Annotated in this window: 11 protein-coding genes; 5 read left to right on the top strand and 6 right to left on the bottom strand. The window is 70.5% G+C overall.

Annotation, left to right across the window (positions count from 1 at the left end; translation table 11 throughout):
• Nucleotides 1-384: 384 nt before the first annotated feature.
• Complete coding sequence (locus J2W14_RS09415) at nucleotides 385-1,062, bottom strand: Crp/Fnr family transcriptional regulator (protein WP_011693220.1); 678 nt, start codon at nucleotides 1,060-1,062, stop codon at nucleotides 385-387.
• A gap of 218 nt (nucleotides 1,063-1,280) precedes the next feature.
• Here J2W14_RS09415 and J2W14_RS09410 point away from each other — a divergent pair, with 218 nt between their 5' ends.
• A complete protein-coding gene (locus J2W14_RS09410) occupies nucleotides 1,281-2,465 on the top strand; it encodes a MarP family serine protease (protein ID WP_307461539.1) in 1,185 nt (394 codons plus the stop codon).
• An 88-nt stretch (nucleotides 2,466-2,553) separates the two neighbouring features.
• Here J2W14_RS09410 and J2W14_RS09405 read toward each other — a convergent pair whose 3' ends face one another.
• Both J2W14_RS09405 and aroQ read right to left on the bottom strand, forming a co-directional pair.
• Entirely contained in the window at nucleotides 2,554-3,636 is a 1,083-nt protein-coding gene (locus tag J2W14_RS09405; RefSeq protein WP_307461537.1) for a DUF2332 domain-containing protein, read from the bottom strand.
• Nucleotides 3,637-3,638: 2 nt separating this feature from the next.
• Nucleotides 3,639-4,112, bottom strand: coding sequence for a type II 3-dehydroquinate dehydratase (gene aroQ / locus J2W14_RS09400; RefSeq protein ID WP_307461535.1), 474 nt, complete (start codon nucleotides 4,110-4,112; stop codon nucleotides 3,639-3,641).
• A 194-nt stretch (nucleotides 4,113-4,306) separates the two neighbouring features.
• On the opposite strand from aroQ, the gene J2W14_RS09395 reads away from it, so the two are divergent.
• The gene (locus tag J2W14_RS09395) at nucleotides 4,307-5,284 is read left to right on the top strand and encodes an SMP-30/gluconolactonase/LRE family protein (protein WP_307461533.1); all 978 of its coding nucleotides are present in this window, start codon (nucleotides 4,307-4,309) and stop codon (nucleotides 5,282-5,284) included.
• 57 nt (nucleotides 5,285-5,341) lie between these two features.
• Here J2W14_RS09395 and J2W14_RS09390 read toward each other — a convergent pair whose 3' ends face one another.
• From J2W14_RS09390 to acs, 3 genes are read right to left on the bottom strand one after another with little or no spacing between them, the layout of a single operon-like run.
• Nucleotides 5,342-5,779, bottom strand: a complete 438-nt coding sequence (locus J2W14_RS09390; protein WP_307461531.1) for an SRPBCC family protein — start codon at nucleotides 5,777-5,779, stop codon at nucleotides 5,342-5,344.
• Nucleotides 5,776-7,017 (bottom strand): protoporphyrinogen/coproporphyrinogen oxidase, encoded by a 1,242-nt coding sequence (locus tag J2W14_RS09385; RefSeq protein ID WP_307461528.1) that lies wholly within the window; start codon nucleotides 7,015-7,017, stop codon nucleotides 5,776-5,778. The genes J2W14_RS09390 and J2W14_RS09385 overlap by 4 nt, the downstream gene beginning before the upstream one ends.
• Nucleotides 7,018-7,060: 43 nt before the next feature.
• Nucleotides 7,061-9,091 carry an acetate--CoA ligase gene (gene acs, locus J2W14_RS09380; protein ID WP_307461618.1) on the bottom strand — a complete coding sequence of 677 codons (2,031 nt, stop codon included), beginning with the start codon at nucleotides 9,089-9,091 and terminating at the stop codon, nucleotides 7,061-7,063.
• A 409-nt stretch (nucleotides 9,092-9,500) separates the two neighbouring features.
• Between acs and J2W14_RS09375 the strand changes: the two genes are divergently transcribed.
• From J2W14_RS09375 to J2W14_RS09365, 3 genes are all read left to right on the top strand, one after another.
• Entirely contained in the window at nucleotides 9,501-10,886 is a 1,386-nt protein-coding gene (locus tag J2W14_RS09375; protein ID WP_307461525.1) for a hypothetical protein, read from the top strand.
• A 132-nt stretch (nucleotides 10,887-11,018) separates the two neighbouring features.
• On the top strand, nucleotides 11,019-11,837 hold the full coding sequence (gene nth / locus J2W14_RS09370) for an endonuclease III (RefSeq protein ID WP_307461615.1): 819 nt from the start codon (nucleotides 11,019-11,021) through the stop codon (nucleotides 11,835-11,837).
• Nucleotides 11,834-12,532, top strand: a complete 699-nt coding sequence (locus J2W14_RS09365) for an NUDIX hydrolase (protein ID WP_307461523.1) — start codon at nucleotides 11,834-11,836, stop codon at nucleotides 12,530-12,532. The genes nth and J2W14_RS09365 overlap by 4 nt, the downstream gene beginning before the upstream one ends.
• Nucleotides 12,533-12,534 lie beyond the last annotated feature (2 nt).

The raw sequence follows: 12,534 nt of genomic DNA, 5'->3' as shown, positions 1-12,534 counted from the left end.
CTCTCCGCTGACCCGGACCGGTGGACATGTTGGCATTGTGCCCACTCGTTGCCGCGAAAAATGAGCATGTCCCGCGGGGCTCGCAGCTAGGAATAAGCACGCCCTCCGCACATCCCACCCAGCCGCTGGACATGTCCGCGTGGCTCGAGATTAGGAATGAGCATGCCCCCCGCTCCATCCGCGCGCGACTGGGCATGCCCCCTCCTGGGCCGGGCCCGTGGACATGATGGCATTGTGACCACCCGCTGCAGCCAGGACTGGGCATGTCCCGCGGGATCGGAGACCGGGAAAGAGCATGTCCTCCGGAGGGGCGTGCGGCAGGCTTAAACACCGAAGGCCGGCGCCGTTTTCACGGGCCGGCCTTCGGGGTGCTGCCAAACAGGCTTAACGGGAGCGCTGGCGGAGGCGCTGCATGTCGAGGATGACGACGGCGCGGGCCTCCAAGCGCAGCCAGCCGCGCTGCACGAATTCGGCGAGGGCCTTGTTGACCGTTTCGCGGGAGGCTCCGACCAGCTGGGCCAGTTCCTCCTGCGTGAGCTCGTGGGCCACCAGGACGCCGTCGGTCGCGGGGCGGCCGAAGCGGTCCGCCAGGTCCAGCAGCGCCTTGGCCACGCGGCCGGGAACGTCGGAGAAGACCAGGTCGGACAGGGAGTCGTTGGTGCGGCGCAGGCGGCGGGCCAGGGCCTGCAGCAGTTGCGCCGACACCTCCGGGCGGGTGCGCAGCAGGGCGTTGAGGCTCTCATTCTTCAGCCCGGCCAGGCGGGTTTCCGAGACGGCCGTTGCCGTGGCGGTGCGCGGGCTCGGATCGAACAGTGCCATTTCGCCGAAGAGCTCGCCCGGGCCGAGGATGGCCAGCAGCGACTCCCGGCCGTCCGGGGACGTGCGTCCGAGCTTGACCTTGCCGGAGACGATGAAATAGAGCTGGTCGCCCTGGTCGCCTTCCCGGAATACCGAGGCTCCGCGTGAGAGGTCCACCTCGGTGAGTTCGTCCGTCAGCAGACGGAACGCCTCGTCGTCGAGCGTGGCGAAAAGGGGTGCGCGGCGCAATACCTCGATATCCATGAAATCTCCTGACTAAACTGTGTCGGCTGGGGCGCTTCAGCCATTGTTTCAGAATTTTGGCGCGTCTGTGACGTACTTGGCACCCAAACGCGCCAAACGTCGTGACAGGGAGAGATCAAAGGGGAGAACGGGGGCCGGGTCCGGGCGCCGCCCGCGCTCGGGAAACCTGTCAGCCGGCGCCGGTAGAATTGGGGCTTACCTGCCTGTAAGGAGCATTGGTGTTCGGCTTGACCATCTTGGACCTCGTGTTGATCGTGACGCTGCTGTCCTACCTGTTCCACGGCCTGCGCAACGGCTTCCTGGTCACCGTCGGCGGCATTGCCGGCTTCGCCGCGGGGGCCGTGGCTGCGTTTGTGTCCGTCCCCATCGTCAGCGGCCTGGTCGAGGACAGCGGCTGGCGGCTCACGGCGATCATTGCCGCCGCCGTGCTGCTGATGGTCCTGGGGCACGGCCTGGGCACCGCCATCGGGCGCCGGATCCGCAGCGTCGTGCGGATCCGTCCGCTCCGGTCCATGGACCGGCTGGCCGGCGGCGGCGTCAACGTCGTCGTTTCCGCCCTGGTCATGTCGATGCTGGCCTTCAGCATCGGGGCGCTGGGCGTGCCCTTCGTGTCCCAGCCGCTCGCCGAGTCCAAGGTGATCCGCTTCATCGACGGCGCGACCCCCGTGCCGCTGAAAACCTCCATGGCCCAGTTGCGGTCCGCCGTGATCGGCAACGGCATCCCGACGCTGTTCGAGGGCATCGGGCAGGGCCAGCCGGTCCCGGTTCCGGACGCCAGCACGGACACGCCCGCCCTGAACCGGGCCGCGGCGTCGGTCCTGAAGATCGCGGGAACCGCCTACCAGTGCGGCCAGAACCAGACCGGTACCGGGTTCGTGGTGTCGCCGGGCCGGGTCGTCACGAACGCCCACGTGGTCGCCGGCGTGCCGGAACCGGTGGTGGAGATTCCCGGCGGCGGCGCCCTGCCCGGGCGCGTGGTGTACTTCGACGCCCAGCACGACCTCGCGGTGGTGGCCGTGGACGGGCTGCGCTCCGCCCCGCTGACGCTCAGCTCCGACCTGCCGGCCGGCAGCCCGGCCGCGTTCTCCGGCTACCCCCACGGCGGGCCGTTCCAGTCCCGGCCGGCCACCGTGCAGGACATCGCGACGGTGCTGGTCCCGGACATCTACGGCAATAACCCCGCGCCGGAGGACGTGTACCGGATCGCCGGGGACGTCCAGCCGGGCAACTCGGGAGGCCCGCTGCTGACCACCGACGGCCAGGTGGCGGGCGTGATTTTCGCGAAGGCCACGGGCGAATCCTCGCTCGGCTATGCCCTCACGATGACGGATCTGGCACCGGTGGCCGCCCGGGCAGCGGGCCTGGGCGATGCTGTCTCCCCGGGCCAGTGCATCCAGAACTAATGCTTCCTCCGGAACGAACGGTGCAGCAGGAACGAACGGTGCAGAAGGAAGCAGCAGCGGCCGCAGCCGACGTCCGGGTGTCGGCCCGCTAAAGCCATTCCAGGCTCTGGCCGTGCGGGCCGGTGATCGCCGTGGGCTTGCCGTTGTGCAGCAGCAGGAAACGGCCGCGGAGCCGGGACTCGTCCATCTCGGGCACCACACTGGAGCCGTCCGCCTGGATGACCACCGTGTGCCCTTCATTGGACAGCCAGTGGCAGCCGCGGTCGACGGCGAGCCGCGCCATGGTGGCCCGGAACCGTTCGCGCGCCTCCGCGTCGAGGTAGGCCATGACCGCGCTGTGGAAGACCACCAGGGTGGCGTCCGACGGCGCCCGCGCCGCCAGGGCGGAGAGCTGGTCATTGAGGTCCCCGGCCACGAGGAGGGGCGGATCCGCCTGCGCGATGGCGATCGCCCGGCGCAGCCGTTCGCGGCGGAAGTCCTGCTCGGGCCAGATCAGCGCCTCCAGCCACGCGACGTCGTCGGGATTCCGGACATCGAGGGGATTGAGGTCGATCCCGGCCCGCCAGACCACCCCCGGGAGCTCCGCCGGCAGCGGGACCGGCCCGGTGACGGTGCAGCCCAGGACTGGATAGGTGCCGGCCGCGGCGCCGGCCGGGGCCAGCCGCGTGAGCCCGGGACCGGCGTCGTACTCATAGCCGTAGCGGTCCGGGAACAGCGCCAGCCCGGCCGAGGCCCCGACCTCGATGAGTGCCAGCGGACGCCCGCCGTCGGCGGCGATCTGCGCCAGGGACGGCAGCAGCGTGGCGCAGCGCCCGGCCTCATTGGTCTGGGTGGCGCGGGCGAGCACGGTCCGGGACACGTCCTCCCAGTGCGCGTCCAGGAACGCCCGGAAGTCCGGGTACGGGCTGATCCGCGCGCCGAGGAAACGGGCGGCCGCGAGCATCAGCAGCGGCTGGCGCTTGTTGTACGGCCACTCGTCGATCCGCCGGAGCAGCTCCGGGTCCTCCGCGATGCCCACCGACCAGGCGGCGTAACAGTCGGAGTTGCCGGGCGCGTCGACGGTGCCGAAGTGCCGGTACCACTGCGCCGTGGCGGACTCCGCGCCGCGCGTTTCGCCGGCGGCCAGGTCCCCGGAAGGGGAACCGGTACTGCCGGGATCAACGGGGGACATGCTCAGTCCCGGCTGGCCTGCAGCCCGGCGAGGTACTCGACGGCGAACCGGTAGCCCAGGATCCCGGCCCCGGCGATCACGGCCTTGCTGATGTCCGAGAGATAGGAATGGTGCCGGAAAGCCTCACGGGCGTGGACGTTCGTGATGTGGACCTCGACGGCGGGCAGCTGCACCGCGGAGATGGCGTCCCGGATGGCCACCGAGGTGTGCGTGTAGGCGCCGGCGTTGATGACGATGCCGACGGCCCTGCCGCGCGCGGCATGGATCGCGTCCACGAGGGCACCCTCGTGGTTCGACTGGAAGCACTCGACGTCGAGTCCGTGCGCCGCGCCGGTGTCCTTGGCGAGCTGTTCGACGTCGGCCAGGGTGGCGGTGCCGTATTTCTCGGGTTCGCGGGTGCCGAGCAGGTTCAGGTTGGGTCCGTTGAGGACCAGGATGGTGCCGCGGCCGGCGCCGGCGGGGGTGGCTTCGCTCATGCCTGCCAATGTATCGCGTTGCGTCGCGGGCTGCCGCGCCGACGGCGGAAACGGCGCCCGGATGACCGCCCCGGGGGCGCCGCAGCCCGGCTGGCGCTGGTCCGGACCGACCCGCCTGCTTAAACTGAAAGGACAACCGTGCGGAGCTCCCGTACCGGTCAGCTCGCGCGGAAAGCCCGATTTCGGAGCACATCATGCGCAACATTCATGCAGGAAAATCAATCCGCAGGGCCGCTGTGGGCATCCTCGCCCTTGCGGCGTTCCTCGTGCCGGCGCCCCTGGCCACCGCTTCCGGCACGGACCGTGATGACCGGTCCCCGGTCATTAGACTTCCCGGCGCCACCGGCGCTGAAGGCATCGCCGCGGGGGACGGCGACACTTTTTTCGCCGGCGACCTGCTCAACGGGAACATCTTCCGGGGAGACATCGAAAAAGGCACCGCAAAACTGTTCATCACGGCGCCGGAGGGCCGGGCAGCGGTCGGTATGAAGGTCGACCGGGATAACGACCTGCTCTTCGTCGCCGGGGGAGCCACCGGCCAGGCCTATGTCTATGACCTGGAGACGAGGAAAACCGTGAAAGTCTACGATCTGGCTCCGGCCGGTGCCAGTTTCATCAACGACGTCGCCCTGACCGACGACGGCGCGTGGTTCACCAACTCCCGGGCCGGTGAGCTCTACCGGATCCCGGTCAGCCGCGGCGGGAAACCGGGCGACGCCCGGACCCTGGAGCTCGACGCGCCCGCCGGCACCGTGGATGAGGGGTTCAATCTCAACGGCATCGCCGCCGCCGACGACGGCGACCGGCTGATCGTCGCCCACTTTGCCCGCGGCGCCCTCTACACCGTGGACCCGGACGACGGATCGAACAAGCTGATCAAGGTCACGGACTCCTCCGGGACCCCGGTCGCCGTGACGAACGTGGACGGCATCCTCGTCCGTGACGACACGCTCTGGGCCGTGCAGAACTTCAGCAACCAGGTCAGCCGGATCGAGCTGAACGGGTCGCTGGGCAAGGGTGAGGTGCAGGAGGTCATCACCAGCAAGGACTTCGACGTCCCGACGACGGCGGCGCTGTTCGGCGACACTCTCGCCCTGGTCAACGCGAAATTCGCCACCCCCGCAGCCACGAGCTTCGAGGTGGTCCTGGTCGCGGCCTGCTCCGGCGGCTGAGGCCCGGGTTGCCAGCGGCGGCGGCATAAGTGACGGCGTGAGTGCAGGCGTGAGTCCCTAACGGGTCGCGAGCCGCTCGATCCGGCGCAGCGCCAGGGCGCACACCGGCAGGTAGAAGGGTGCCCACCACGGGACTGTGAAGGTGACGAGGCAGCCGCCGTCCTGCGGAATGACCCGGTGGCCGGTGGCCGGGATCCCGGCGACGGACCAGGACCAGTAGCGTCCGGGCTCAACCGCTGTCACGGTGTACGGCAGCGCCGCGCCCAGGACGGTGCGGACCCTGCCGCGGCTGCCCGGCGCCAGCCCTCCGGCTGCTGTTACGGATGCGGGCCCGGCGGGTGGCCCGGCGGGCCCGGCGGGTGGCCCGGCGGGGATTCCGGCCGGCTCGACGCCGGTGATCGAGGGGCCCCAGGCCGGCCACGTCCCGGTATCGGTGAGCAGTGCCCAGACGTCCTCCGCGGGCGCGGCGATCCGGCGCGACACGGAGAAGCTCACCGCGGCCGTCCGAGGATGGCGAGGGCGGCGCGGTGGCCGCTGACGAGTGCGCCGTTAATGGACGCCGTCTCCCGGTGGTCCCCGCAGATGACCAGCCCGGACAGGCCCCCCATCGGCTGCCCGGACCGAAGCGGCGGCGGCTGCAGGGGCAGGGCCTGCCGGACCTCGTGCCGCGCCACGAGGTCCCAGCCGGCCGTGGAGGCGCTGAACAGATCCGCGGCGTGGCGGCGGACGTCGTCGTCGGTCGGGTCCGGCCGGCCCGGGCCCAGCAGCGCGGAGGTCTGGATCAGGTGCCGCCCGGCGGGGGCGTAGCTCGGCGCCGCGTTGGAAATGACGGCCGCGTTGACCAGCGGCCCGCCCGGGTGCGCGCGGGCATCGACGTGGAGCATGTCCACCGCGCTGGGGGCGGTGTCGGCAGCGAACCAGTGCGTCAGTACCCCCTTCATGGCCGGCACGTCGCCGCCGGCCAGCCGGGCGGCGTTGACCGGATCGGCGGCGAGGACCACGTGGCTGGCCCGGAGCCTCGAATCCGCGGCGGTTACCAGGAACGAGTCCCCGTCCGGGTTGATCGACTCCACCCGGGTCGAGGTGCGGACCGGGGTGGTGAGGGTGTCCGCCAGTTGCCGCGGAAGGGCCTGCATGCCGTCGCGCGGCAGCCCGGGCACGCCGGTCGCAAATACCCGCACCAGCTGCAGCGCGAAGTCGTTGGACGTACTGCCCTCGTCTTCGAGCAGGACGCCGGCGAGGAACTGGTCCACGGCCCGGCGGAGTTCGCCGGCGCATCCGGCCCGGTCCAAGGCCTGCCGCAGCGGAACGTCGCTGCCGCGGTGCCGCCGGTGACCGGCGAACGCCGGGGCGGCCCAGCGCAGCAGGCCCGCGACAGCGCGGGGGTGCAGCAGTCCGCTGCGCAGGGTCTGCAGGATCAGGCCGGGCTCGCGCACCGGGTGGGCGAGGACGGCGAGGGAGTCCTGGCGGCGGACCCGGAGGCCGGCGCCGAAGGACTGCAGCGCCAAGGCCTCGACGTCGACCCAGCGGCGGACCGCGGGGTAGGCGGGATTCAGCACCTGAAACCCCCGGTCCACCAGGAAGCCGTCGACCCGGTCGGTCCGGATCCGGCCTCCGACGTCGTCGGAGGCCTCCCACACCTGCACCTCGCGCCCGGCGGCCTGCAGCTCCCGGGCGCACTGCAGCCCGGCCAGGCCGGCGCCGACCACCAGCACGTCACACGCAGCCGTCATTGCTGCATCGTCCTGCCCTGGCCGGCCCGGACCGGGTGCCCGCTCACTTTCGCAGCGAGAGCGCGATCTTGGCCATCACGGTGTTGTCGGCCAGGGTCGTGGCGTCGCCAACCTCGCGTCCTTCCGCGACGTCCTTGAGCAGCCGGCGCATGATCTTGCCCGAACGGGTCTTGGGCAGTTCGGGCACCACGAGGATGGTCTTGGGCTTGGCAATCGGCCCGATCTCCTTGCTGACGTGGTTCCGGAGCTCCTGGACGATCGCGTCCCCGGTGTCCACGGCATCCCCGCGCAGGATCACGAAGGCGACGACCGCCTGACCGGTGGTCTCGTCCGCGGCGCCCACGACGGCGGCTTCCGCCACGGCGGGGTGGGACACCAGCGCCGACTCGATCTCGGCGGTGGAGAGCCGGTGGCCGGAAATGTTCATCACGTCATCGACCCGGCCGAGCAGCCAGATGTCGCCGTCCTCGTCCTTCTTGGCGCCGTCCCCGGCGAAGTACATGGTCTCGAAGCGGGACCAGTAGGTTTCCTTGAAGCGCTCCGGGTCGCCCCAGATGCCGCGCAGCATGGCCGGCCACGGCTCGCGGATCACGAGGTAGCCGCCGGAGCCGTTGGGCACGGATTCCCCGGCCTCGTCCACGACGTCCACGGCGATGCCGGGCAGCGGGACCTGGGCGGAGCCGGGCTTGGTCGCCGTCACGCCGGGCAGCGGCGCGATCATCTGCGCGCCGGTTTCGGTCTGCCACCAGGTGTCCACGATCGGCGCCGGGTTTTCCTTGCGCTCACCGTTCTTGCCGGCGTTGCCGCCGATGACCTCGCGGTACCACATCCACGCCTCGGGGTTGATGGGTTCCCCGACGGAGCCCAGGACGCGGATCGAGGAGAGGTCCGACTTCGCCGGGATCTCCTTGCCCCACTTCATGAACGTCCGGATGGCGGTGGGGGCGGTGTACAGGATGGAGACCTTGTACTTCTCCACGATCTCCCACCACCGGCCCTGGTGCGGGGAGTCCGGGGTGCCCTCGTAGATCACCTGGGTGGCGCCGTTGATGAGCGGGGCGTAGGCGACGTACGAGTGTCCGGTGATCCAGCCGACGTCGGCCGTGCACCAGTAGACGTCCGTTTCCGGCTTCAGGTCGAAGACGGCCTTGTGCGTGTAGGCGCCCTGGGCGAGGTAGCCGCCGGTGGTGTGCAGGATGCCCTTGGGTTTGCCGGTGGTGCCGGAGGTGTACAGGATGAAGAGCGGGTGCTCCGCGTCGTGCCCGACGGCGGTGTGCTCGGGCGAGGCGGTCCCGACCGTGTCGTCCCACCAGTGGTCGCGGCCCTCGTGCCAGTCGACGTCCTGGCCGTTGCGCTTGACGACGACGACGTTCTCAACGGTGTGACCGGAACCGTCTCCCTTATGGGCGAGGGCCTCGTCGACGGCGGGCTTGAGCGCACTGGGCTTGCCGCGCCGGTAGGTGCCGTCCGCGGTGACGACAAGCTTGGCCTCGGCGTCGTCGATCCGGGAGCGGAGCGCCTCGGCGGAGAAACCGCCGAACACCACGGAGTGGATGGCGCCGATGCGGGCGCAGGCCAGCAGCGTGATGACGGCCTCGGGAATCATCGGCAGGTACACGGCGACGCGGTCGCCCTTCGCGACGCCGAGGGACTCGAAGGCGTTGGCGGCCCGCTTGACCTCGTCGGTGAGCTGGGCGTACGTGTAGGTGCGGGTATCGCCCGGTTCGCCCTCGAAGTAAATGGCGACGCGGTCACCGTGGCCGGCCTCGACGTGGCGGTCCAGCGCGTTGTAGGCGGCGTTGATCTCGCCCCCGACGAACCATTTGGCGAAGGGCGGCGTGGACCAATCCAGGGCCTGGCTGAAGTCTTTGCTCCAGGTCAGCAGCTCGCGGGCCTGCTTCGCCCAGAAGGCGGGCCGGTCGGCGTCGGCCTCGGCGTAATCCGCGGCGGTGACCACCGAATTGGCGGCGAACTCGGGGGAGGGGGCGAACTTGCGGTTCTCCTGCGACAGGTTTTCGAAGGCATCGCGCTGGGGAGCCTGCGTCGTCGTGGAGCCGGGGGTCTGCTGGGACATGGTGAACCTCATCATTCATCGATCCGTGCTGCGCGGGGACACCCGTTCCGCCGCAGCGCCGCGCCGCTTGCGCGTCATCGGGCGTCGGCTGGTCACGGGCGTACCGCAAAGAGCTGTTCCGAAATACACACTAGCGCCTGAGCCGCCCCCAACGTGGGCCGCGTCACACAGTGAACCGTGAGCGGTGTTTGTTAAGCGACGAATGGCGGTTCGGCGGCCCGCGGCGGCGCTGGCGCAGCCCGGTTCCGTACCGCCGTCCCCGGCTTGTCAGCTAGTGATCGGCGGGCCACTTGACTAGGCTGAGATGGAATTGTGACATCCGATGGAGGCGACGGGACCGCTCGCGGTCCCGGCTTGGCCTGCCGTTAGACGGCGCTGTCCAGAGTGCCGCCATGCTAAGGAGAACCGAATGAACGAGCAAACAAACGGGCAGCTTAAGCCGCCCGCCCAAAGCCAGGGCAACGGCGGCGCGGACCGATCCGGCGGCTTCGGGGAAGCACCCCGTTTCACGGTGGACAAGGCAAGCGGGAAGACGGCCGGCAAGAAGAACCAGGCGGTCCTCGGCCCGTTCACCATCCGTGACCTCACGGTGTTTGGCTCGACGCTGATTCTTTTCGTGGCCTCACTGATCCCGATGTTTGCCGTCCGCTACAACCTGTGGAACCTGGGCAGCCTGTTCTTCCTGGGCCTCGGAATCCTTCTGCCGGTGGTTGTTACCGCCCTGTTCGTGGCTCGCCGCGTCAGCCCCGGAACGAAGGTCCGCATCGGCTCCCTGTCGGTGGACCAGTTCGCCTCCGTGGTGGCGTCCTTCGCTGTCGCGTTCTTCTTCCTGGCCGTCGCCGGCGCCTATGTCCCCAGCATGCTGCTGGCCCTCGTCGGCGCCCTCGGGCTCCTCGCGGCCACCGTGCTGGGACGCCTGATTCCCTTCTTCGCCGGAGACTTCCTGGACCGCGCAGAAGTCCCCGCCCACGTTGTGGCCCGCGAGTCGGCGGTCCCCGTCCGCAAGCCGCGCGCCCCCAAGGCGCCGAAAGAGGCCAAGGACGAGAACGAGACCGCACCGAAGGCCGCCGGCACCAGCGCCGTTGCCGGCTGGGCGAAGCGGATGACGCCGGGCGGAAAGTCCGGCGCGGCAGGGGCAGCAGGCGCTTCAGGCGCAACTGCTGCGGGAGCAGCCGCAGCAGCCGGCGCGGCAACTTCGCGCCCCGCAACTTCAGACGCTGCAACCGGGGCATCGGCAGTTCGCCCCGCGGCCGCATCGCCGGCCCAGGAAGCACCGGCCCGGGCATCCGCGCCCACCCCGGTCGTTAGCTCCCCGGAAACCCAGGTCGCGGGCATAGTGCCCGCCGCGACCGCGCCGAAGCCGTCCGCGGCCGAGCAGACCCAGGCCGCCGTCGTGGCCCCCGGCGCCGCGGCCGCTGCCGACGGACAGCCCAAGGATGTCCATGCCGCTTCCGCGGCTGAGGAAACCCGGGCCACCGAGGTTCCCGTCACGTCAGGCCACAGTGCCCCCACCACGGTGAACCCGCAGGTGCGCCAGCAGGAACCGATCGGCGCCACCGTCGACCCGGCAAGCCGCCCCGAGGAACATGAGGCCCAGGTCGTCCACGAGGCCTTCTGGTTCGCCGTCGCCCAGCCCCGCACCGCCGTGGACGAGCACAGCGGCGTCGCAGCCTTCGTGATCGAACCGGGCGGCTGGGTGCTCGCCCTGGAGGACCGGGGCCACGAATTCCTGGTCCAGCACACCGACGGCCGCGTGGGCGTGCTCCGCGACCTCAGCAACATCGAACGCGGCTAGCCAGTCCCCGTGGCCAGCGAGTCCAGCCTTCCAGTGCCCGGCAGCGCCGCGGCCGACCCCGCCGGTGCGGAACCGCAACGTCCCGGCACCAAGGGCGCGGGCACTGGCGTGGGCACGGAAGGCGCCGGCCCCATGGGCCGGCGCCCGAAGAGCGCAGCCGCTCGGGCTGCGGGGGAGTCACTGCTGGGCTTGAAGCGGCGCGCCCGCCGGATCAACAAGGCGCTCGCGGAACAGTATCCCTACGCCCATGCGGAACTCGACTTCCGCAGCCCGTTCGAGCTGGTGGTGGCCACGGTGCTGTCGGCGCAGACGACGGATGTGACGGTCAACCAGATCACGCCGCTGCTGTTCGCCCGGTACCCCGACGCGCGGAGCATGGCGGAGGCGGACCCGGCCGAGCTGGAGGCCATCATCAAGCCGACCGGGTTCTTCCGCGCCAAGACCCGGAACCTGATGGCGCTGTGCAACCGGCTCGTGGATGAGTACGACGGCGAGGTGCCGGGCCGGCTGGATGACCTGGTGACGCTTCCCGGCGTCGGGCGGAAAACCGCGAACGTGGTGCTCGGCAACGCGTTCGGCGTCCCCGGGATCACCGTGGACACCCATTTCGGCCGGCTCGCCCGGCGTTTCGGTTGGACCGAGTCCGATGACCCGGTGCGGATCGAGTCCGACGTCGCGGAACTCTTCGAGCCCCGGGACTGGACCATGCTCTCGCACCGGGTGGTGTTCCACGGCCGGCGTGTGTGCCATTCCCGCAAGCCGGCCTGCGGCGCCTGCGCGGTCGCGAACTGGTGCCCGAGCTACGGGATGGGGGAGACGGACCCGGAGAAGGCGAAGAAGCTGCTGAAGTACGAGCTGGCCCCCGGGCAGGAGGAACTGCTGTCCAAGCTCCTCGCGGAGACCCACCGTGCCGCGGAAATCCGGATGGAATCCCAGAGGAGGCCGCTGTGACCGCCCGCCAGGACCTCATCGATCTGGTCGCCGCAGTGGAGGCCGGCACCGCGCCGTCCGCCGACCCGCGCTGGCGGGAACTCGTCGTCGAGCCCGGCCAGCGGGTCCGCCGGGCTGCGGTGCTGATGCTCTTCGGCTCCCTCGATGACGTCCCCGCGGCCTCGGTGAAGCAGCTCGCCCCGGCCGATCTCGATGTCCTGCTGCTGCAGCGCGCCCAGACCCTGGATGACCATCCGGGCCAGGTTGCGTTCCCCGGCGGCGGCATCGACCCGGGTGAATCCGTGATCGGTGCCGCCCTGCGGGAAGCGGAAGAGGAAACCGGGCTGGATCCGGCCGGCGTCGAGGTCCTCGGCGTGATGCCGGAACTGGCCCTTCCCCGCGGGAACTTCCTGGTCACCCCGGTCCTGGGCTGGTGGGCGTCCCAGTCGCCCGTGCGGGTCGTGGACTACGGCGAGTCCGCCCAGGTCTTCCGCGTCCCGGTCCGGGACCTGCTGGATCCGGACAACCGCGTGATGGCGACGGTGACCCGGGTGGGGCAGACGTTCCAGAGCCCCGCCTTTACCGTCAACGACGTGGTGGTCTGGGGCTTTACCGGGATGATCCTCAACCAGCTCTTCGACCAGCTGGGGTGGGCGGTGCCCTGGGACCGCACGAGCCTGCTCGACATCGACACGTGGAGCAGGCTCGACGGCTGAGG

Source organism: Pseudarthrobacter oxydans (assembly GCF_030812335.1).
GTDB classification, from domain to species: Bacteria; Actinomycetota; Actinomycetes; order Actinomycetales; family Micrococcaceae; genus Arthrobacter; species Arthrobacter oxydans_B.
The sequence above is the reverse complement of the archived record's forward strand: the minus strand, read 5'-3'. Positions and strand labels throughout refer to the sequence as shown.